Raw genomic sequence first — 22,200 nt, forward strand, 5'->3', positions numbered from 1 at the left:
AACTTGATATAAAGGAGAAAAGAGAATGAATGCAATTATTGATATCGCAAATACGATTTTCCAGCCTCTAATCAATTTAGGGGCTGCACCTTTGATGACCATTGTTTTGACACTGATTGCGCTATGCTTTAAAGTCAAGCCCACTCGCGCACTTGAAGGTGGGTTGAAATTAGGGATTGCCTTAACAGGGATCGGTGCAATTATTGGCATTTTGACCACCGCGTTTTCAGGTGCGATGGCTGACTTTGTTGAACGTACCGGCATTTCATTGAATATCACAGATGTAGGTTGGGCGCCTCTAGCAACTATTACTTGGGGTTCCCCTTACACTTTGTATTTCTTATTGATTATGGTTATTGTCAATGTCGTTATGTTATTTTTAAATAAAACAAATACGTTAGATGTTGATATTTTTGATATTTGGCACTTGTCAATTGTTGGTCTATTCGCCATTTTCTGTGGAGCAAATCTATTGATTGCTACATTATTAGTTATTTTTATTGGCGTCTTAAAAATCATCAATTCTGATTTGATGAAACCAACCTTCAATGATTTGTTGAATGCACCGGATACAAACCCAATGACAACTACACATATGAATTATATGATGAATCCAATCATCATGGTTTTCGATAAGATTTTTGATAAAGTCTTCCCATGGTTAGATAAATACGATTTTGACGCTGCTAAATTAAATAGTAAAATCGGTTTCTGGGGATCAAAATTCGCTATCGGGATTTACTTAGGTATCTTCGTTGGCTTACTAGCTGGGCAAACACCAACTGAAATCTTCTCACTAGCATTCACTGCTGCAGTCTGTTTAGAACTATTTTCATTGATTGGCGCATGGTTCATTGCTGCTGTTGAACCTTTATCACAAGGAATTACCGACTTTGCTTCTAACAAATTAAAAGGTCGCACCATCAATATTGGTTTAGATTGGCCCTTTATTGCTGGTCGCGCAGAAATTTGGGCAGCTGCAAATGTATTAGCACCAATCATGTTGCTTGAAGCAATTGTCTTACCAGGAAATAAATTATTACCTTTAGGTGGTATTATCGCTATGGGAGTTACCCCAGCCTTATTAGTTGTGACACGCGGGAAATTGATTCGTATGATCGTCATTGGTGCAATCGAATTACCTCTATTCCTATGGTCAGGTACGTTGATTGCTCCATTTGTTACCGAAACTGCCAAAAAGGTTGGCGCATTCCCCGCTGGCCTAAGCGCTGATTCATTGATTTCCCACACTACGATGGAAGGCCCTGTAGAAAAATTCTTAGGCTATCTAGTTGGTAATGCTTCTCAAGGTCAAATCGAATTTATTCTCTATGCGATTCTAGCACTTGTCGCTTATCTATTGATTTTTGTTTGGTATGCACGTCAAATGAAAAAGAGAAATGCTGTTTACGCTGCCGAAAAAGCTGCTATGTAAAAGACAGATACTATAAAAAAGGAGAAGAACTCAATGTTGAGTTCTTCTCCTTTTATGATGTTTAGCAACTTAACAACCGCCTTTTTATCTTTCATCTAGTAAAAAAGATTTGCAAAAAAAGTTAAATAATCACCTGAACTTCTTTTTCCAGTTTTTGATACGTATCATAATCATCCTTATTCATCACAACTGCTGTAATATCTTTTAATCGATAGTAAGAATAAAAATCTTGTTTGCCCACCTTGGATGAATCAATCAATAAGTAGCGCTCGATCGAATTATCTAGAGCGATGGCTTGGGTTTGTCCTTCTTCGATTGTCGCAGTCATCACTTCATCATCTTTCACTGCATTGCTACTAAAGAATGCCTTATGAAAATGCATATCTTGTAACGTTTTGTTGGAAATTTCGCCAAAAAATGATTTGGTCAACTCCCGCATTTCTCCACCAACTAAGTATACTTTTAAATTTCCTTCTTTTTTACTCAACGTATTGAATACCGGCAAACAATTCGTTACCACGCGTAAACGTTCAAATTCCATAATTTCTGCCAATAATTCAATAGTCGTCCCAGGTCCCAGAAAAATCGTTTCTTCTTCTTTAATTAGTTGTACAGCCTTTTGCGCGATTTCCTTTTTCTCTTCACTATTAATAATTTGTTTGTCACGATGTGAAAGCTCCGCATGCTGGTAAACATTTAGACTCCGCGCGCCACCATGAACACGTTTGAGACGTCCGGCTTCTTCCAATTCTGTTAAATCTCGGCGGACAGTCATGTCAGAAACCGAGAGACGTTCGACAATCTCACTCACTTTAATCGTGCCCTTTTGATCTACTAAAGCTACAATCGCATTCCAACGTTCTTCTTTCAACATTTCAATCGCTCCGTTTACTATAATCTTTCTTCATTCTACGATAAAAAAAGTGTTATGTATAACAAAACTCTCTAATTTCCTTCTGTAATAAAAAAAGATGTACGACAGTTGTTGTCGTACATCTTAAAAATCGTGAACCAATTTTTTAGATATGAATTGGTAACCCTAAAGCTAATTCCGCTGTATCCATTGTAATTTCACCAAGAGATGGATGTGGATGGATCGTTAAGGCAATATCTTCAGCATTCATGCCTGATTCAATTGCTAAAGCAAGTTCAGAAACCATGTCACTTGCTCCTACACCACCAATTTGTGCCCCAATAATCACGTGATCTTCGATTGTTGTTACCAATCGTAAGAATCCTTCTGTTTTGCCTAATGAAATAGCACGTCCATTACCTGCAAATGGGAATTTGAATGATTTAGCTTCAATACCAACCTCTTTCGCTTCTGCGATTGTCATTCCAACACTTGCAAGTTCAGGATCAGTAAATGCAACAGCAGGCATTGCTTTGTAATCAACAGCTACTTTTTTACCAGAAATAGCTTCCGCTGCAATTTTTGCTTCATAACTTGCTTTGTGAGCAAGTGCTGCACCAGGAACAATATCCCCAATTGCAAAAATATTTGCAACATTTGTTCGACCTTGTTTGTCAACTGGGATCAAGCCGCGTTCACCAATTTCAACACCAGCTTGTTCCAATCCAAGATCATCCGTATTTGGACGACGACCAACTGTAACCATAACAAAGTCCGCTTCAACTGATTGTTCTTTACCATCTACTTCATATTTCACTGTCACGCTATCACCGTTATCAATTGCTTCTTTCGCCATTGCTGAAGTGACTACTGTAACATTTTTCTTTTTGAAATCATCGGTAACTAATTTAACCATGTCTTTTTCATACGTTGGTAAAATTGAAGGTGATCCTTCCAAAATTGTGACTTCTGATCCGAGGTTTGCATACGCCCCACCTAGTTCAGCACCGATGACACCGCCACCGATAATCACAAATTTCTTAGGAACTTCTTTCAAGTTTAACCCACCTGTCGAATCTAACACACGCCCACCAAACTTAAATCCTGGAATTTCGATTGGACGAGAACCAGTTGCAACGATGGCATTGTTAAATGAGTATGTTTGTGCAGAATCGGGATGAATAACACGCAAGGTGTGGTCATCTACAAAGAAAGCTTCTCCTTCGATGATTTCTACTTTATGTTTTTTAAGCAACATACCTACACCACTTGTCAGACTTTTGACAACTTGATTGTCTTTCCAATCTTGTGTCTTTGTAAAGTCTAACTCCACATCTTTACTTGTCACACCAAATAAAGATGAATCTAAAGACTCTTGATAATGATGTCCGGCAGAAATCAAGGCTTTAGAAGGAATGCACCCTACATTCAAACACACTCCACCGATATACTCACGTTCAATAATGGCAACTTTTTGTCCCATTTCTGCGGCACGGATGGCAGCTACATAGCCGCCAGGTCCAGCACCGATTACAACTGTATCTAACTCAATGGCAAAATCTCCTACTACCATTTTCCACTCATCCTTCCATCAATAATAATTCTGGATCTGCTAATAAACGTTTGATGTTATTCATTGCTTTCTGTGCAGTTGCACCGTCAACGATTCGATGATCAAAGCTTAATGATAACTTCATCACGCGTCCAACAACGATTTCCCCTTCGCTATTCACAACTGGTTGTTGTGCAATTGTCCCAACACCTAAAATAGCTACTTCAGGATAATTGATAACTGGTGTGAACCAACCACCGCCAACAGAACCAATATTACTGATTGTAATGGAACCGTCACGCATATCTTGGGCAGAAAGTTTACCATCATGCGCTAATGCTGCTTTTTCATTGATTTCATCAGCAATTGCAAACATACTCTTCATGTTTGCATCTTTGATGTTTGGTACATACAATCCGTGATCCGTATCAGTTGCAATACCGATATTGTAGTAATGTTTGTACACGATTTCTTGTGTTTTGTCATCGATTGACGCATTCAATACTGGGAATTTCTTCGCAGTTGCTGTCAATGCTTTGACAACATATGGTAAGAAAGTTAATTTCGTGCCGTTTTCAGCAGCAACATCTTTAAATTTCTTACGATGATCCCAAAGTTTTGAAACCTCAACATCATCATGTAAAGTGACATGCGGTGCTGTATGTTTACTATTAACCATCGCTTTAGCAATTGCTTTACGTGTTGGTGTTAATGCTTCACGAGTTTCACGTTCTGTTTGACCAGACTTGAACGCAGTTGGTTCTGTTTTTGGTGCTGCAGCTGGTGCCTCTGGCGTTGCTTTTGCAGCTGTTGGTGCTGCTTCTGGTGCAGTTGCTTGAACAGACGCGCCACCTGAAGCAAATTGATCGATATCTTCTTTCGTGATACGGCCACCTTTGCCAGTAGCAGTTACTTGTGAGATATCTACATCTTTTTCGCGAGCATATTGACGAACAGAAGGCATTGCAAGAATGCGTTTTGATTCATCTGCTGTCGCAACAACCGTTGACGTAGCCGTTTTCGTTTCTTGAGGAGCTGCCGCAACTGGTGCTTGTGCACTTGGTGCTGAAGATTGACTTGTGTTATGCCCTGGTGCATCGATTTCTACCAATACATCACCAACATTTGCTACAGTACCTTCTGGAACTAATACGTTTTTGACTGTTCCAGTAACAGGTGACGGAATTTCTTCAACTGATTTGTCATTTTGAACTTCCAGTAATGTATCATCTTCGTTGATTGTATCGCCTGCTTTAACGAACCATTTTACGATTTCGCCTTCCGCGATCCCTTCACCGATATCTGGTAATTTAAATTCAAAAATACCTTCACCAGAACCTTCTGCTGTTGGAATTGCAGCAGGAGATTCAGGCGTTTGTTCTTTAGCTGGTGCAGCTGGTGCGTCATCTTCATAACCAGGTGCGTCGATTTCTACCAACACATCACCAACATTTGCTACAGTACCTTCTGGAACTAATACATTTTTAACCGTCCCCGTGATAGGAGATGGAATCTCTTCAACTGATTTGTCATTTTGAACTTCTAATAGTGTATCATCTTCATTGATCGTGTCGCCTGCTTTAACGAACCATTTTACGATTTCGCCTTCTGCAATTCCTTCACCGATATCCGGTAATTTAAATTGATAAGCCATGAATTTTCCCCTTCTTTTCTTAGAATTCTGCGATTTCTTTGACTTTTGCTTCAATGTCAGAAGCGTTTGGTAACCAAGCATTTTCTGCTTGACCAAATGGGAAGACAGTATCAGGTGCAGAAACACGTCCGATTGGTGCTTCTAAAGAAAGAATCGCGCGTTCTGAAATTTCAGAAATCACTTGTGCAGCAACGCCTGCTTGTCTTTGTGCTTCTTGAACAACAACTACACGACCTGTTTTTTCGACAGATTGAATAATTGTTTCAATGTCAAGAGGAGCAACTGTTCGTAAATCGATAATTTCAACCGAGATATTTTCTTGTGCTAATTTATCTGCAGCTTTGATTGCTTCACGAACCATTGCACCATAAGTAATGATTGAAATATCTGATCCTTCACGAGTTACTGCCGCTTTATCCAAAGGTACTTCATACGCTTCATCTGGCACTTCCTCACGGAAAGAACGATAAAGTTTCATATGTTCTAAGAAAACAACTGGATCGTTACTTCTGATGGAAGAAATCAATAAACCTTTTGCATCATAAGGATTTGATGGAATTACTACACGAATACCAGGTGATTGTGCAATCAATCCTTCCAAATTATCTGAGTGTAATTCTGGTGTATGCACACCGCCACCAAATGGTGAACGAATTGTGATTGGTAAGTTTCTTGTTCCACCCATACGGTAACGAGTACGTGCCATTTGTGCAACAACTTCGTCCATTGCTTCAAAAATGAAACCAAAAAATTGAATTTCAGGAACTGGACGGAAACCTTCTAAAGCTAAACCAAATCCAAGACCTGCAATCCCTGATTCTGCTAAAGGTGTATCGAACACACGATCTTCACCAAATTTTTCTTGCAATCCTTCTGTTGCACGGAAGACCCCTCCGTTTTTACCAACATCTTCACCAAAAATGACGACATTTTCATCATGTTCTAGTTCAAGTGCTAAAGCATCAGTGATTGCTTGAATCATTGTTTTTTGTGCCATGATTATTTCGACTCCTTCGCTTCATAGATTGCAATTTGTTCTTTGATTGTTTGTGGTGCTTCTTCAAACATATTCTTCAAGAAATCTGAAACTTTTTGTTTTGGTACTTTATCCGCTTCTGCAATCGCTGCTTTGATTTCTTCTTTTGTTTGTTCAATAACTTGTTCTTCTTTTTCTTCAGACCATAATCCTTTTTCAACTAGATAGTTGCGGAAACGAATCAACGGATCTTTCTTTTGCCACTCGCCATCCATCTCTTTTGAACGGTAACGTGTTGGATCATCTCCTGATAACGTATGTGGACCATAACGATACGTCAATGTTTCAATCAACACAGGACCTTTTCCGCTAATTGCCCAATCTCGAGCCATTTTTGAAACAGTGTAGACAGCTAATGGGTCCATTCCGTCAACTTGAATACCAGGAATTCCAGCCGCAACAGCTTTTTGTGCTAATGTTTTAGCAGCGGTTTGTTTTTCACGAGGTGTGGAAATTGCAAAACCGTTATTTTGAATATAGAAAACAGCATTTGCATGATAAGCACCTGCAAAGTTAATTGCTTCGTAGAAATCACCTTGTGAAGAACCGCCATCACCAGTGTAAGTGAAGACAACATTTTTCTTGTTACGTTTTTTCAAGCCTAGTGCTACACCAGCAGCTTGAACGTATTGTGCACCAATAATAATTTGTGGTGGTAGAGCTTTCAATTCTTCTGGATATAAATTACCAGCAACATGCCCACGAGACCATAAAAACGCTTGCGTTAATGGTAAGCCGTGTTGAACAAGTTGGGGAACATCACGATAACCAGGTAATAAAACATCTTCTTTATCAAAAGCAAATGCACTTGCAAGTTGGCTTGCTTCTTGCCCAGCTGTAGGCGCAAAGAATCCAAGACGTCCTTGACGGTTCAATGCTGTTGAACGTTGATCCAAGACACGTGACCAAACCATTTTTGTCATTAATTCAACTAATTCATCATCTGATAAATCAGGGATCAAATCTTCATTTACAACTTTTCCATCTTGATCAAGCGCTTGATAAACTGGAAAATCTGAATTGACTTCATCAAGTAAAGCCTGGAAGTCGATTGGTGCTTTTTTGTTTGCCATTTGTCACACATTCCTCTCTCGTCTATAAGAAATTCTCTTCTAGCTACGATTGAAACAGTAATATAATCTGTATCACTATTTAACCGGCTTCATACATAAATTATCATGTATCATGGAGAAACACAAGTTATAAGCCCATAAATTCACGATAATTTTTTGTAAAAATAATCCTTGCTACATCAACGATAGTGAATTGAATCACAAACAAGAAAGCGGTTTACATTTTACCTAAAAAAATCCTCCGTATTTTAATAGCAAAACATCGAGCTGTTTCTATTTATAAACCTTATTGTTACAACTTTTATATAAGTTTATTCTTGAAAATTTCTAGACTCGTGCATGATTTTACAAACAACTAATGAAGCTGTTATACCTTGCTTCTGTAAAAAATTTCATCAACAAAAAAACAGCATAGAAAAATTTCTATGCTGTTACAATTTTCTTTATTTTTTTAACATCTCCGCTGCTTGGTTCATCAATTCACTAAATTTGGGTAATTCTTCTTCGGATAACCGACTAAAATTCAAACGTAGCCCATTTACTTCTTCTCCAAATAGTTGTGCCGGAGCAATTCCCAATCCTCGCGCAATTAATTCATCTGCTATTTCCGTTGATAATTGCTTGCCTTCCCAAGTCAACCAAGCATAGTAGCCACCTCTGATTGGATGCAATTTAAAAAAAGATTGTTGCTTCGACCAATCAATTAATTGTCGACTTCGCTTAGCTAGCTGTTTTCGCACCAACGACATTTTTGAAAGAAACGCTTCATCAAACACACTTGTTGCGAACATTTGCGAAACAATACTTAACGAAAATTCCATCATTTCTTGAGCATTGGCCAATCGAGCTATTAATGTTTCTGGACCTAATACCCAACCGATTTTCGTCGTTCGACCTAAAACACGTGACAAGGAACCAATATATAAGACATTATCTGGATCAAGCAAGCGAAGCGGTTGGGTCTCATTCATCTCTGAAAAAGAAAAGTCCGTAAAAACATCATCTTCAATGATTGGTAATTGGTAGCGACGACACAATTGCACAAGCGCCTCACGTCTTTTTTGGCTCATGACTTTTCCTGTTGGATTCTGAAAATTAGGATTGACTAAGACGGCTTTCACCTGATTTTTTAAAATCGATGATTCTAGCTGTTTTAACTCAATCCCTTCCTCATCCATCGTCACTCCAAAAAGGCGAATTCCCGCTGCTTTAAACAAAGGAAGACGATAGAAAAAAGAAGGGGATTCAACCGCGATTGCATCTCCTGATGACAAAATGGTTTGCAAAATCAAAAAAATAGCTTGCTGACCACCACCAGTGACTAAAAGCTGGTCCGCAGAAAAGTTCAACTGAAGTTCTTCTTTTAAGTATCCCGTGATTTTTTCTTTCAAAGGCAAGTAGCCATAGCGATTCATCCTTTTTTCTTCCATTAAGATATCTTCTAATGAATAAGCAGGAAATTGAAAATCAGGTAATAGCTCATTCGGCATTTCACTCGAATATAAATCAAGAAATGTACTCGTTTGTCTCTTACCACGATTGATTTTTTCTTCATAATGATTGATTGATTGCTCATATCGATGAGCAATCAATTGACGCCAATCAATTCTTGGAATAGAAAACTTGCCCCATTCCATTTGATTGACATAGCGACCACTGCCTTGTTTGCTTGTTAGGATTCCAAGCGCGCGTAACTCTTCCAACGCGTGAACTACGGTGGAACGATTCACCCCAAAAGCCTCTGCTAACTTCCGTTCCGAGGCTAGTCGCTCCCCTGGATTTAATTCTCCTTGCTCGATTTTCTGCATGATTTGATCCATCATTTGTCGATATGCAGGTCCTTGTGCCTTATCAATTTTTTGCCACATGAGATTTCCTCACTTACTTTTTATCTTAAAAAAAATAGATAAATTTACGAAAAAATAAACTTTATTCAAAATCAGTTGGTCGGTTTTCTTCTGTATTAAAGTAATACGCCATTGCGTCTAAAATACGTTGGCTGGCTTGACCATCACCATACGGATTTGAAGCATGTGCCATTTCTTGATGGGCTTCTTTGTTTTCAAGTAAACGAGTTGTTTCTTCGTAAACAGTTGTTTCATCTGTTCCAACCATTTTCAAAGTCCCCGCCTTAACACCTTCTGGACGTTCTGTTGTATCACGCAAGACAAGTACCGGTACTCCAAGTGACGGCGCTTCTTCTTGGACACCACCAGAATCCGTCAAAATCAAATAACTTCGAGCTGCGAAATTATGAAAATCGACAACATCTAAAGGCTCAATCAATGATACATTACCCAAAGCCCCTAGAATATCCATTGCTTCTTCACGTACTTTCGGATTACGATGCATTGGAAAAATAAACTTCACTTCTGGATGTTCATTGGCAACGCGGGCAATCGCTTGGAACACTTGACGCATTGGTTGTCCAATATTTTCGCGGCGGTGCATCGTCACTAAGACTTGTTTGTCCTCTTTGGATACCGATAGATGTTCGTTCTGATACTCTTCATCAACCGTGTATTTCATTGCATCAATTGCAGTATTCCCAGTTACAAAAATAGCGTCTGTTGGATGATTTTCTTTTTCTAAGTTTTCTTTACTTTGACTTGTTGGTGCAAAATAAATATCACTTAAGACATCTGTCAATTGACGATTCATCTCTTCAGGAAATGGTGACCACTTATTCCAAGTTCGCAAACCTGCTTCCACGTGACCGACTTTGATTTGTTGATAGAAAGCTGCGGTTGCACTCGCATAAGTCGTTGTAGTATCTCCATGCACCAAAACAATGTCAGGTTGTTCTTCCAATAAAACAGGTGTTAAGTCATCAAGAATTCTCGAAGTAATCCCAGCTAATGTTTGTCCACCTTTCATCAAATTCAAATCATAATCAGGATCAATTTCAAATACTTCTAACACCTGATCAAGCATTTCACGATGTTGTGCCGTAACAGCAACTTTTCCTATAAAGCGTTCATCTTTTGCAAGAGCTTTAACTAAAGGTGCCATTTTAATTGCTTCTGGTCTAGTACCAAAAACAGATAATACTTTTATTTTTTTCATAATTTCAAGTCTCCTTTTCATTCCATCTTCTATTGTAGCTGAATTTTTGACAAAAAAGAAATAAAAATAACGAATTTTTTCGTAGCCTCTTTTCTAACCAATAAAAAAGAGCGCCAGACAAAGATTCATCTGACACTCTTCCTACTATTATTTGAGATTAAAAACACTTTGCTACTTTAAATTGTATCTCCATTAAAAATAGAATTCTTCACAATTACATAATCGACTTTACGAATCGCTTCTAAGTCACGACCGCCTGCATAAGAAATTGAAGATTGTAAATCCTGTTGCATTTCAACTAATGTATCTTTTAGTGAACCTTTATGTTGAATCCAGATTTTCTTTCCTTCAACATTTTTCTTTTCACCTTTTTGGAATTCCGAAGCGGAGCCAAAATATTCTTTATAAACAACTCCGTTTTCGACTTTCGTTTCGCCTGGTGATTCTTCATGTCCAGCAAATAATGAACCAATCATGACCATCGTTGCACCAAAACGAACTGATTTTGCCACATCGCCGTGTGTCCGAATCCCTCCATCTGCGATAATTGGTTTACGAGCAGCTTTTGCACACCATCTTAATGCGGCTAACTGCCAGCCACCTGTTCCGAAACCTGTTTTGATTTTCGTGATACAAACTTTTCCTGGTCCGATGCCAACTTTGGTTGCATCAGCCCCAGCATTTTCTAATTCACGAACAGCTTCAGGTGTTCCCACATTTCCTGCAATCACAAATGTTTCGGGAAGATGTTTTTTTATATGTTGAATCATGTTAATTACTGAATTGGAATGCCCGTGAGCAATATCAATTGTGATGTAATCTGGTACTAGATTTTTTTGTGCTAATTCTTCAACGAAAGCATATTCGTTTTCTTTTACGCCTACGCTGATTGATGAGATATATCCTTCTTGTTTCATCTTTTTAATAAACGGGATACGTGCTTCTTCATCGAAACGATGCATAATATAAAAATAACCATTTTTTGCTAAAAATTCTGCGATTGATTCATCGATAATTGTTTGCATGTTCGCAGGTACTACTGGCATTTTAAATGAGTGCTTACCTAAAGTCACTGTTGTGTCACACTCTGATCGGCTATTTACGATACATTTATTCGGAATTAGTTGGATATCTTCGTAGTCAAATACTTTCATCAAATTGTCCTCCTAATGTTCAGTTCAGTAAAACACGAACATTCTTCGTTTTATTCGGGCTTTTTTCAGCGCCCTATGTAATTTAACTCAACTAAATAAAAAAATCAAGCCAAAACCATGAACATTTTACGAATAATTCGTTTTTTTAGTCTTTTTTCAATAAACGAGTCCGTTAAAAAGAGCAATGTTCGGAAAAAAGCAAAAAAAGGGATTGCTACTTTTGTAGCAATCCCTTTTTTTGTTTCCTATCGAATAACTGATACCGTTCGCCAAATTCTATGGCAAAATATTTCCTGCAGCCATGTACAAATCGTACCAATCTTCTCTTGTCAACACAACATCAGAAGCTTTTGCAATTTCTTCAATACGGCTAACATTCATGGTACCAGCAATCACTTGCATATTTGCTGGATGACGTAAGATCCAGGCTGAAGCTAAACCAGTTGGCGTCGTGTTATATTTTTCAGCCATTTCGCTCAGTTTTTGATTTAATTCTGGGAATTTTTCATTGCCGATAAAGACACCTTCAAAGAATCCATATTGATAAGGAGACCATGCCTGAATTGTCATGTCATGCACTCGTGAATAATCTAGCACACTGCCATCATGATCGATACTTGCAGGGTCTGTCATGTTTACATGAATTCCTTGATCAACCATTTCTGAATGCTTTAAGCCAAACTGCAATTGGTTAGCCACTAAAGGTTGACGTACTGATTTTTTCAATAGTTCAATTTGCATCGGTTTTTGATTGCTTACACCAAAATAGCGGACTTTCCCAGCTTTTTCTAATTCGTCAAAAGCTGCAGCAACCTCGTCAGGTTCGACTAATGTATCTGGTCGATGTAGCAATAAAGCATCTACATAATCCATCTTTAAACGTTGCAAGCTGCCCTCAACAGATGCGATGATGTGTTCTTTTGAAAAATCAAACATCACTCCTGGAACGATTCCACATTTTGTTTGAATAAATAAATCTTCACGCTTTAAAGAGGTCTTTGCCAAAGCATCTGCAAAAATTGATTCGCACTCACCATTTCCATAGATATCTGCATGATCAAAGAAATTGATTCCATTGTCATAAGCAGTTTCGATTGCCTTAACTGGATCTTTCGCACTATTGATGCGCATACAGCCAAGAATGACTGCGGAAACTGCGTGATTTACTGTTCCAAATTGAACCTGTTTCATTAAAAAACTCCTCCTTCTTTACACAATAAAAGTGTAGCACAACTTTTATGAAAAGGCTTTATCAAATCAAAAATATTTTTATCTTTTAGTCAATGATTTTCCTTCGACTACTTCCAACGCCTTGTTTCCAATATCATGACGATAGAACGTTTCAGTCGTGTCTTTTCTTTCAAGAACTTCATAAATCATTTTTTGTGCTTGCTCTAACGTTTTCGCTTTGGCTTCAACTAAATAGATCCGTCCACCATTTCCAACTAAACATCCTTCTTTTTCTGCCACACCTGCATAATACACCTGAACATGTGATTCATCAGAAAAATCTGGCAAACTCATCTCTGTTTCATACATTGCTGGGTAACCTTCAGCAGCGACAACAACACCCACATGAAACTCATCTTGTGACCATTCTAATTCGATTGAGCGATTTTCTAGTAAATCATCTATCACTTGTGCAAAATCATTCACCAATCTTGGTAAAACAACTTGTGTTTCTGGGTCACCAAATCGAGCATTGAATTCAATCACTTTTGGGCCGTCAACAGTTGCAATCAACCCAGCATACAAGATCCCCGTGAAGGAACGGTCTTGTTCAACCATCCCTTGCGCCGCTGGTTTCAAAATCGTTTCAATAGCTTCATCAACCATCTTTTGTGAAATTTGTGGAACTGGTGAGTACGCACCCATTCCCCCGGTATTCGGTCCCTTATCCAAGTCGTATGCCCGTTTATGGTCTTGCGAAATTACCATGGGATAAACTTCTGTACCACGAACAAACGCTAAAAGCGAAAATTCTTCGCCAGCCAAAAACTCTTCAACTACAATTTGATTTCCACTTTCACCAAATCGATGACTCTTTAGCATATCTTTAGCAGCTTGTATTGCTTCTTCAATGGTCATTGCAACAACAACACCTTTACCAGCAGCTAACCCATCTGCTTTTACAACGATTGGTGCACCTTTTTCGTTGATATAAGCTATAGCCATTTCATAATCATTAAATGTTTGCGATTCAGCTGTCGGAATCTGACACTCTTTCATCAATTGTTTAGCAAAACTTTTGGATCCCTCAATCAACGCTGCGCGCTTTGTTGGTCCAAAAATTTTCAAATCTGCTGCTATAAAATCATCGACAATTCCATTTAACAAAGGAACTTCTGGTCCAACGAATGTCCAAGAAACACACTGCTCTTTTGCAAATGAGATGAGCGCATCATGATCTGTTTCTGCAATTGCGACTGGTTGAATATCATCTTTTTTCATTCCAGGGTTCCCCGGTGCGCAGTAAACTGTTTCAACTAACGGACTGTCCACCAGTTTTTTCCCAATTGCATGTTCACGACCGCCTGCACCAATAATCAAAATTTTCATGCGTTACTCCTTTTCCACTGAAGATTAATGTCTAAAATGACGTACATTCGTAAAGACCATCGCAATACCATGACGATTAGCCATATCAATGGAAGCTTGGTCTTTGATACTGCCACCCGGCTGAATGATTGCCTTGATTCCATGCGTAGCAGCGTATTCAACTGAATCATCCATTGGGAAAAACGCGTCACTTGCCAGTACTGCACCTTTTAATTTTTCGCCAGCTTGTTCAATCGCTATCTTGACGGATCCCACACGATTCATTTGCCCAGCCCCTACACCGACAGTTTGGTGTTCATTCGCAACAACAATAGCATTAGATTTAACATGCTTCACGGCTTTCCAAGCAAATGCTAACGCCGCTGTTTGTTCTGCAGTTGGTTGCTGTTCTGTTACTACAGTCCAGTCTTCTTCGTGTTCCATTGCAAGATCTTGACTTTGAACTAATAACCCACCTAAAACAGATACTGTTTCATCCGATATGCTAGCTGTTTTTTGTTCAAAACTGATCGTTAAAATACGCAGATTTTTCTTTTTCTTCAAAACTTCTAATGCAGCTTCAGTGAATCCTGGAGCAATAATGATTTCTAAAAATAGTTCATGCATTTTTTCAGCAGTAGCCACATCTACTTCACGATTCAAAACGATAATTCCACCAAAAATTGAAACTGGATCTGCTTCAAACGCATAATTCCAAGCTTCAAAAATCGTTGGTGCCGTTCCAATACCACATGGATTCATATGTTTCAACGCAACGACTGTTGGCTCCTCATACTCACGGGCAATTCTTAGCGCTGCATCTGCATCACGAATATTGTTGAATGAAAGTTCTTTTCCATGTAGTTGTTTTGCCGCAGCAATCGAATAGTCTGCCGGCAAAGCAGATTGATAAAAAGCTGCTTCCTGATGGCTATTTTCGCCGTAACGTAAATCTTGTTTTCGCTCATAAGTCAACGTTAATTTTTCTGGTTCTTTTTCGTCCGCCATCTCTGTCAAATATTGAGCAATTAACGCATCATAAGCAGCCGTATGACGAAAGACTTTTGCAGCTAGACGTTTCCGAGTTGCTAACTGTGTTTCTCCATGGGCTTCTAACTCTTGGAGAACGAATGAATAATCTGACGGATCAACGATCACTGTGACAAATTCATGATTTTTAGCACCACTTCGCAACATACTTGGACCACCAATATCAATATTTTCAATTGCCTCTTGCTCCGTTACTTCTGGTTTTAAAATGGTTTCCTTAAATGGATAAAGATTCACACAAACAAAATCGATTGGTAAAATCTCACCGCGTTTCATATCTTCCATATGTTCAACGACATTTCGACGCCCTAAAAGTCCTCCGTGAATCTTCGGATGCAAAGTTTTCACTCTGCCATCCATCATTTCTGGAAAGCCAGTGACCTCATCAATAGAAATCGTTTTAATACCTGATTGATCCAATGCTTTTTTTGTTCCACCTGTTGAAATAATTTCGATATTATTAGCAATCAAACCTTTAGCAAAGTCAACGATTCCTGTTTTGTCTGATACACTAATCAACGCTCTTGTCATTTTAAATAGCCTCCATTTTTGATCATTTCTTCGACGATTTCTGGATAAATTCGATGCTCAACTGCATGTATTTTTTGTTCAAGGATTTCCAATGTATCTGTTGGTTCAATCTCGACTTTTTCTTGACGAATGATTGGTCCTGTATCGACACCTGCATCAATCAAATGAACAGTCACACCTGTAGTTGCTACTCCTGCTTCATATGCATCACGAATTCCGTGCAATCCCGGAAAATCCGGCAATAACGATGGATGGATGTTCACTATTTTATTTTCAAATGCGGTGAGCAAAGTGGGTCCTACAATTCGCATGTAGCCTGCCAAAATAACCAAATCAATTTTCCGTTCATGCAACTGTCGGAGTATCTCCTGTTCGTACGCTACTTTATTTGCAAAATCTTTTGGTGAAAATTGGCTAGCAGGCACTTTCAACGTTTCTGCTCTTTGTAGCACGTATGCGTCTGGCTGGTCACAGAATAGCCAGTCAACTGTGACAGCTAGCTTTTTTTCTCTTAAATTCGTTACCAAAGCTTGGAAGTTACTTCCATTACCCGAAGCAAAAATGGCTAGTCTCATGCCATTTCTCCAGTAAAAATAATTTTCTGTGTGTCTTCTGCTACGATTTCACCGATTTGGTAAACGGCATCTCCTTGCTCTGCAAAATTAGCCGTGACTTCAGCTACTTGTTCTGGTGAAACAGCAACGACCATTCCAATACCCATATTAAAAATTTCATACATTTCTGCCAAAGAGAGCTTCCCATAGCTTTGTAGACAATCAAAAATTGGTAAAATCGGCCAGCTTCCTAATTGGATATTTGCACTGACCCCAGCTGGTAGCATACGAGGAATGTTCTCTACAAAACCACCACCGGTGATATGTGCACAGCCTTTCAATTGATTTTTTTTGATCAATGGTAAAAGACTTGCAACATAAATTCTCGTTGGAACTAATAGACTATCAGCTAATGTTTCATTTAATTCTGGCAAAATACTATCCGTTGTCAGTTGATGTTCTTCAAAGAAAATTTTTCTTACTAGTGAATACCCATTTGAATGAATCCCACTTGAAGGTAGTCCTAATAAAATATCACCTGGTTCAATCGACTCTCCAGTAATCAGTTGTGACTTTTCGGCAATTCCAACGGCAAATCCGGCTAAATCATAGTCCTCACCTTGATACATTCCTGGCATTTCAGCAGTTTCTCCACCAATTAGCGCCATATTTGCTTGAACGCACCCATTTGCTACGCCTGCAACTACTTGTTCCAATTTTTCCGGTTCGTTCTTTCCTGTAGCTAAGTAATCTAAGAAATAAAGAGGCTCTGCACCTTGGGCTAAAATATCGTTCACACACATTGCAACACAATCAATCCCAATCGTATCATGTTGATTTGCTTCAATTGCTACTGCTAATTTTGTCCCAACGCCATCCGTTCCCGAAACTAAAACAGGTTCTTTCACATCAAGCAAAGAAAGATCAAAACAACCACCAAAACCTCCTAGTGCACCCATTACACCAAGACGTTCCGTTTTATTTACATGTTTTTTGATTCGTTCAACAACTTCATAACCAGCTTCCACATCCACGCCAGCTTTTGCATATGCATTTTTCATGCGATGATTCACTCCTTTATTATTAGAAAAACGAAACTTTTTCTTTTAGAGATGCTTGGTATTTCTCCTCATAATCATATAAAGGAGTTGGATAGTCACCATTAAAATAAGCCATACATAGTCCTGAATAAGGCGCCTCTTCTTGTAATCCAATGGCAGTAATCAGACCTTCCTCACTAAGGAATTCTAAAGAGTCTGCCCCAATACATTGTCGAATTTCTTCGATACTATGATTAGCAGCAATCAGTTCTTTTCTCGTTTGAATATCAATTCCGTAAAAACAAGGATATTTTAGGGGTGGCGATGCAATCCGTACATGTACTTCTTTGGCACCAGCTTCTTTTAATAATCGGACGATTCGCCGACTTGTCGTACCTCGGACGATGGAGTCATCTACCATCACAATTTTTTTACCTTCCACTACTCCACGAACAGCTGATAATTTCATACGTACCCCTTGTTCACGTAACTCTGGTGTGGGTTGAATGAATGTTCGCGCAATATATTGATTCTTTACCAAACCAATTTCATAAGGAATCCCACTAGCTTCAGCATACCCACTAGCAGCTGACAAAGAAGAATTAGGAACTCCTACCACCATATCTGCTTCAATAGGCGCCTCTTTAGCTAAATTTTTCCCCATGTTTTTTCGAGCAGTATGGACATTGACCCCATTGATGTTCGAGTCTGGTCGTGCAAAGTAGATATACTCCATTGAGCAAATTGCTAGCTGTGTATCTTGTGTGTACGTTTCGATTTTCAACCCTTCATCGCTGATTATCACTACTTCTCCGGGGTGCACATCACGAATAAATTCTGCACCCACTACTTCTAAAGCACAGGTTTCAGAAGTAACAACATAAGCACCATTTTTCATCTGGCCAATCGCTAGCGGACGGAACCCGTTCGGATCAAGTGCCGCAATCATCGCGTCTTCTGTCATTAGTAAGTAAGCAAAGCCACCTTTTACTTTGTTCAAAGATGTTTTTAATTTTGCTAAAAATGTTTCCTCGTCGCTTCGGCGTATCAAATGCATTAAAATTTCTGTATCCGAATTTGAATGAAAAATTGCGCCATCTTGCTCTAATTCTCTTCGTAAAGAACGAGCATTGGTTAAATTACCATTGTGTGCTAAACCAACCGAAACATCATAAAATTTGAATAAGAACGGCTGAATATTATCGACACTTCCATTTCCTGCAGTCGCGTAACGCACATGACCAATTGCTGCATTTCCTGTTAATTGAGTCAATTTTCGTTGATCTTTGAATACTTCTGATAATAACCCAAGATCACGATGCCCGTTTAGTTTACCCTCGTCATTTGAAACAATCCCCGCGCCTTCTTGACCACGATGTTGCAGGCTATGCAAGCCAAAGTAAGTAACACTTGCTGCATCCTGATGCCCCCAGACACCAAAAATTCCACACTCTTCATTTAAACTTTTTACTTCATAAGACATGGAATAGCTTCCTCCCAGCTTGCTTTAGCCCTTTGAGTTGTTAGATTGATTTCGCCATCAACTGCTTGCATTCTCAACTGAGAATCAGCTGTTACTTCACCAAGATAATAGGCATGTTCTCCTACCAGTTGTTCAAAAGCCACCTGCTTTTCTGGGTTGATTGAGACCACAAATCGTGATTGTGTCTCCGAGAAAAGTTCTGCAACAGTTAACTCAGTCTGAATGTTGACACCTAACTCATTTGTAAAAGCAGCCTCTGCAATGGCAACCGCCAAGCCACCTTCAGAGCAATCATGAGAGCTTGCTACCAAACCTTGTCGAATAGCAGCTAGCATTAAGTCTTGATTTTTCTTTTCAACTGCCAAATCAAAATTAGTTAGCTGACCTTGAATTGTTCCTGTCAAAAGCTTTTGAAGCTCACTTCCATTAAAGTCATTGCCTGTTTGACCAATGACATATATCCGATCACCCGCTTGCTTAAATTCCTGTGTAGTAATTTGTTCATGGGATTCAATCAAACCTACCATACCAATCATCGGAGTTGGATAGATTGCCTTGCCATCTGTTTCATTGTAAAGTGACACATTTCCAGAAATCACTGGTGTTTCAAAGGTACGACAAGCTTCTGCTATTCCATCTGCTGAATGCCAAAGTTCCCAAAAAACTTCAGGTTTATCTGGAGAACCATAATTCAAGCAGTCGGTAATTGCTAAAGGTTTTCCACCGCTGGCAACAATATTTCGCGCTGCTTCAGCAACTGCAATCTGTCCACCGATTTCTGGATTTAAATAAAGGTATCTTGCATTACAATCAGTTGTCATTGCCAAAGATTTTTTCGTTCCGCGGATTCGTAAAACAGCTGCATCACTTCCTGGACGAACAACAGTATTTGTTTGAACTTGAGAGTCGTATGTTTCGTAAATGGATTTCTTTGAAGCAATCGTTGGTTGAGCTAGTAACGCTAAAAATGTTTCATTTGGTTCTCCAATAACAGGTAGATATGCGGGCATTTCTCGAAACTCTGCCATTCTCGCTGGTTCTTTTCTTGGCTTATCGTAAACTGGTGCATCTTCTGCCAAAGCATCAACCGGCAGGTTAGCCACTTCATTTCCATGATGATATAAACGATATTGGCCATCATCCGTTACCTTACCAATTGTTACAGCATCCAAATCATATTTTTTGAATAACGCTTTTACTTCTTCCTCTGCACCAGCTTTGACACAAATTAACATGCGTTCTTGAGATTCAGATAACATCATTTCATAAGGAGACATACCTGTTTCTCGTTGAGGCACATCATCTAGTGTTAAAATCAGACCTGATCCTGCTTTAGAAGCCATTTCTGAACTCGATGACACCAATCCCGCAGCCCCCATGTCTTGAATACCTACTAAAATTTCTGCATGATTCAAGATCAACTCAAGGCAGGCTTCTAACAACAATTTTTCCATGAAAGGATCGCCAACTTGAACAGCAGAACGTTGTTGTTCTTCTTCTTGACTAAATTCCTCCGAAGCAAACGTTGCACCATGTATACCGTCACGTCCCGTTTTAGCTCCAACATACATAATGGAATTACCGACACCCGATGCCTGACCCTTTTGAATATCTTTATGGTCGATCAATCCAACACACATCGCATTTACTAAAGGGTTTCCTTCATAACAAGCATCAAAAGCAATCTCGCCGCCAACTGTTGGGATACCAATACAATTACCATACCCCCCAATTCCAGCAACTACTTCATCAAGTAAATATTTTGTGCGAGAATTATTCAACTCACCAAAGCGTAAAGAATCCAGCAATGCAATTGGTCGTGCACCCATACTGAAAATATCACGAATAATCCCGCCAACTCCAGTCGCTGCGCCTTCATACGGTTCGACAGCAGAAGGATGATTATGACTTTCTGCTTTAAAGACAACTGCTTGCCCATCACCGATGTCCACAATCCCCGCTCCCTCACCAGGCCCCTGCAAAACTTTTGGACCAGTAATTGGGAATTTTCGTAGAACAGGTTTAGAATTCTTATAAGAACAATGTTCACTCCACATAACAGAAAACAGACCTGTTTCAGTATAATTAGGCATTCTACCCAAGATATCTTCTTCAATCATGCGGTATTCTTCATCAGATAAACCCCATTCACTGTAGATTTTCTGCTCTTTGATTTCTTGTGCTGTTGGCTCCATCATTGTTTTCATCTAAACAGTCACCTTCCCGAAATTTTTGATCATTGATTGAAAGAAACGTTTTCCGTCTTCTGAACCTAACAACTGTTCCATCGCACGTTCAGGATGGGGCATCATTCCCAGAACATTTCCAGCTTGATTCGTAATTCCTGCGATACGTTCCACACTGCCATTGATATTTTCTTCTTCATACGTAAAAACAATTTGATGATTTTCCTTTAGCTCACGCAATGTTTCTTCATCACAAAAATAATTTCCTTCACCATGAGCGACTGGCAACTGAATCACTTCATCCTCATGATATTCTGAGGTAAACGCAGTTTGATTATTCACAACTCTTAACGGAACTGTCTTACAAATAAATTGTAAAGATTCATTTCTACGTAAAACACCAGGGAGTAACCCAGCTTCAGTTAAAATTTGAAACCCATTACATGTTCCAAATACTGGTTTGCCCTCTTCAGCAAAGCGAATCACTTCCTTCATAATCGTCGAGAAGCGAGCAATTGCGCCACAACGAAGATAATCACCGTAAGAAAAACCACCAGGGAGTAGCACGCCATCAAATCCTGAAAGGGAGTCTTCGTCGTAACGAACATACGCTGCTTCCACACCTATAATTTCTTGCACAGCCCACAGCATATCTGCATCACAGTTTGATCCGGGAAAAACAATCACTGCAAACTTCATGCTAAACTTCCTCCATTTCCTCAATTTCGTAACGATATGTTTCCATATTGACATTTGCTAATAATTTGTCACAAATTTGTTCAATCGTGTCTTCAACAGGTGTCTGCGATGGTGCAACTTGAATTTCAAAGTATTTCCCTATACGAATTTCTTCGATTTCTTCATAGGCCATACGATGCACTGCATGTTTTACAGCTTCTCCTTGTGGATCTAATACAGAATCTTTATACGTCACATAAACTTTTACAAAATACATTTGATTTTCTCCTTTAAAAGTAAGTTTTTTTACGAGTAAT

At 39.1% G+C, this 22,200-nt stretch carries 18 protein-coding genes; 1 reads left to right on the top strand and 17 read right to left on the bottom strand.

From position 1 onward, the window contains the following. Positions 1 to 25: 25 nt before the first annotated feature. Complete coding sequence (locus AC4BC3_RS07710; protein ID WP_206909247.1) at positions 26 to 1,435, top strand: PTS galactitol transporter subunit IIC; 1,410 nt, start codon at positions 26 to 28, stop codon at positions 1,433 to 1,435. 121 nt (positions 1,436 to 1,556) lie between these two features. Here the strand turns inward: AC4BC3_RS07710 and AC4BC3_RS07715 are convergent, their stop codons facing one another. The 17 genes from AC4BC3_RS07715 to purS all read right to left on the bottom strand — a co-directional run bounded on the left by AC4BC3_RS07715 (position 1,557) and on the right by purS (position 22,160). Beyond that, complete coding sequence (locus AC4BC3_RS07715; RefSeq protein WP_206909245.1) at positions 1,557 to 2,309, bottom strand: DeoR/GlpR family DNA-binding transcription regulator; 753 nt, start codon at positions 2,307 to 2,309, stop codon at positions 1,557 to 1,559. A gap of 145 nt (positions 2,310 to 2,454) precedes the next feature. Beyond that, positions 2,455 to 3,861, bottom strand: a complete 1,407-nt coding sequence (gene lpdA / locus AC4BC3_RS07720) for a dihydrolipoyl dehydrogenase (protein WP_490466201.1) — start codon at positions 3,859 to 3,861, stop codon at positions 2,455 to 2,457. Between the two features lie 7 nt (positions 3,862 to 3,868). After that, entirely contained in the window at positions 3,869 to 5,494 is a 1,626-nt protein-coding gene (locus AC4BC3_RS07725; RefSeq protein ID WP_490466202.1) for a dihydrolipoyllysine-residue acetyltransferase, read from the bottom strand. A gap of 19 nt (positions 5,495 to 5,513) precedes the next feature. Then, positions 5,514 to 6,491, bottom strand: coding sequence for an alpha-ketoacid dehydrogenase subunit beta (locus AC4BC3_RS07730; protein ID WP_206909239.1), 978 nt, complete (start codon positions 6,489 to 6,491; stop codon positions 5,514 to 5,516). A gap of 2 nt (positions 6,492 to 6,493) precedes the next feature. Then, entirely contained in the window at positions 6,494 to 7,603 is a 1,110-nt protein-coding gene (pdhA, locus tag AC4BC3_RS07735) for a pyruvate dehydrogenase (acetyl-transferring) E1 component subunit alpha (RefSeq protein WP_206899257.1), read from the bottom strand. 443 nt (positions 7,604 to 8,046) lie between these two features. Further along, positions 8,047 to 9,471 carry an aminotransferase-like domain-containing protein gene (locus tag AC4BC3_RS07740; protein WP_206909237.1) on the bottom strand — a complete coding sequence of 475 codons (1,425 nt, stop codon included), beginning with the start codon at positions 9,469 to 9,471 and terminating at the stop codon, positions 8,047 to 8,049. A gap of 61 nt (positions 9,472 to 9,532) precedes the next feature. Then, complete coding sequence (gene wecB / locus AC4BC3_RS07745; protein WP_490466203.1) at positions 9,533 to 10,669, bottom strand: non-hydrolyzing UDP-N-acetylglucosamine 2-epimerase; 1,137 nt, start codon at positions 10,667 to 10,669, stop codon at positions 9,533 to 9,535. Positions 10,670 to 10,845: 176 nt separating this feature from the next. After that, on the bottom strand, positions 10,846 to 11,823 hold the full coding sequence (guaC, locus tag AC4BC3_RS07750; protein ID WP_067481199.1) for a GMP reductase: 978 nt from the start codon (positions 11,821 to 11,823) through the stop codon (positions 10,846 to 10,848). Between the two features lie 276 nt (positions 11,824 to 12,099). Next, positions 12,100 to 13,014, bottom strand: coding sequence for an aldo/keto reductase (locus AC4BC3_RS07755; protein WP_490466204.1), 915 nt, complete (start codon positions 13,012 to 13,014; stop codon positions 12,100 to 12,102). Positions 13,015 to 13,092: 78 nt separating this feature from the next. Beyond that, positions 13,093 to 14,382: a phosphoribosylamine--glycine ligase gene (gene purD / locus AC4BC3_RS07760; RefSeq protein ID WP_490466205.1), complete on the bottom strand. Its 1,290-nt coding sequence runs from the start codon at positions 14,380 to 14,382 to the stop codon at positions 13,093 to 13,095. A 24-nt stretch (positions 14,383 to 14,406) separates the two neighbouring features. After that, positions 14,407 to 15,942: a bifunctional phosphoribosylaminoimidazolecarboxamide formyltransferase/IMP cyclohydrolase gene (gene purH / locus AC4BC3_RS07765; protein WP_490466206.1), complete on the bottom strand. Its 1,536-nt coding sequence runs from the start codon at positions 15,940 to 15,942 to the stop codon at positions 14,407 to 14,409. Then, the gene (gene purN / locus AC4BC3_RS07770; protein WP_206909227.1) at positions 15,939 to 16,517 is read right to left on the bottom strand and encodes a phosphoribosylglycinamide formyltransferase; all 579 of its coding nucleotides are present in this window, start codon (positions 16,515 to 16,517) and stop codon (positions 15,939 to 15,941) included. Before purN ends, purH begins: the two co-directional genes overlap by 4 nt. After that, on the bottom strand, positions 16,514 to 17,557 hold the full coding sequence (gene purM, locus AC4BC3_RS07775) for a phosphoribosylformylglycinamidine cyclo-ligase (protein WP_490466207.1): 1,044 nt from the start codon (positions 17,555 to 17,557) through the stop codon (positions 16,514 to 16,516). The genes purN and purM overlap by 4 nt, the downstream gene beginning before the upstream one ends. Positions 17,558 to 17,579: 22 nt before the next feature. Continuing rightward, positions 17,580 to 19,019 (bottom strand): amidophosphoribosyltransferase, encoded by a 1,440-nt coding sequence (gene purF / locus AC4BC3_RS07780; RefSeq protein ID WP_490466208.1) that lies wholly within the window; start codon positions 19,017 to 19,019, stop codon positions 17,580 to 17,582. After that, a complete protein-coding gene (purL, locus tag AC4BC3_RS07785) occupies positions 19,004 to 21,226 on the bottom strand; it encodes a phosphoribosylformylglycinamidine synthase subunit PurL (RefSeq protein WP_206909224.1) in 2,223 nt (740 codons plus the stop codon). Before purL ends, purF begins: the two co-directional genes overlap by 16 nt. Further along, entirely contained in the window at positions 21,227 to 21,904 is a 678-nt protein-coding gene (gene purQ, locus AC4BC3_RS07790) for a phosphoribosylformylglycinamidine synthase subunit PurQ (protein WP_206909223.1), read from the bottom strand. A gap of 1 nt (position 21,905) precedes the next feature. Further along, a complete protein-coding gene (gene purS / locus AC4BC3_RS07795) occupies positions 21,906 to 22,160 on the bottom strand; it encodes a phosphoribosylformylglycinamidine synthase subunit PurS (protein ID WP_490466209.1) in 255 nt (84 codons plus the stop codon). Positions 22,161 to 22,200: the final 40 nt, after the last annotated feature.

The sequence above is a fragment of the Enterococcus sp. AAFC-DPL-6103 genome, assembly GCF_058216595.1.

Coding starts and splice junctions, on each gene's coding strand:
- AC4BC3_RS07710 (WP_206909247.1), top strand. CDS start 26: ATGAATGCAATTATTGATATCGCAAATACGATTTTCCAGCCTCTAATC.
- AC4BC3_RS07715 (WP_206909245.1), bottom strand. CDS start 2,309: ATGTTGAAAGAAGAACGTTGGAATGCGATTGTAGCTTTAGTAGATCAA.
- lpdA (WP_490466201.1), bottom strand. CDS start 3,861: ATGGTAGTAGGAGATTTTGCCATTGAGTTAGATACAGTTGTAATCGGT.
- AC4BC3_RS07725 (WP_490466202.1), bottom strand. CDS start 5,494: ATGGCTTATCAATTTAAATTACCGGATATCGGTGAAGGAATTGCAGAA.
- AC4BC3_RS07730 (WP_206909239.1), bottom strand. CDS start 6,491: ATGGCACAAAAAACAATGATTCAAGCAATCACTGATGCTTTAGCACTT.
- pdhA (WP_206899257.1), bottom strand. CDS start 7,603: ATGGCAAACAAAAAAGCACCAATCGACTTCCAGGCTTTACTTGATGAA.
- AC4BC3_RS07740 (WP_206909237.1), bottom strand. CDS start 9,471: ATGTGGCAAAAAATTGATAAGGCACAAGGACCTGCATATCGACAAATG.
- wecB (WP_490466203.1), bottom strand. CDS start 10,669: ATGAAAAAAATAAAAGTATTATCTGTTTTTGGTACTAGACCAGAAGCA.
- guaC (WP_067481199.1), bottom strand. CDS start 11,823: ATGAAAGTATTTGACTACGAAGATATCCAACTAATTCCGAATAAATGT.
- AC4BC3_RS07755 (WP_490466204.1), bottom strand. CDS start 13,014: ATGAAACAGGTTCAATTTGGAACAGTAAATCACGCAGTTTCCGCAGTC.
- purD (WP_490466205.1), bottom strand. CDS start 14,382: ATGAAAATTTTGATTATTGGTGCAGGCGGTCGTGAACATGCAATTGGG.
- purH (WP_490466206.1), bottom strand. CDS start 15,942: ATGACAAGAGCGTTGATTAGTGTATCAGACAAAACAGGAATCGTTGAC.
- purN (WP_206909227.1), bottom strand. CDS start 16,517: ATGAGACTAGCCATTTTTGCTTCGGGTAATGGAAGTAACTTCCAAGCT.
- purM (WP_490466207.1), bottom strand. CDS start 17,557: ATGAAAAATGCATATGCAAAAGCTGGCGTGGATGTGGAAGCTGGTTAT.
- purF (WP_490466208.1), bottom strand. CDS start 19,019: ATGTCTTATGAAGTAAAAAGTTTAAATGAAGAGTGTGGAATTTTTGGT.
- purL (WP_206909224.1), bottom strand. CDS start 21,226: ATGAAAACAATGATGGAGCCAACAGCACAAGAAATCAAAGAGCAGAAA.
- purQ (WP_206909223.1), bottom strand. CDS start 21,904: ATGAAGTTTGCAGTGATTGTTTTTCCCGGATCAAACTGTGATGCAGAT.
- purS (WP_490466209.1), bottom strand. CDS start 22,160: ATGTATTTTGTAAAAGTTTATGTGACGTATAAAGATTCTGTATTAGAT.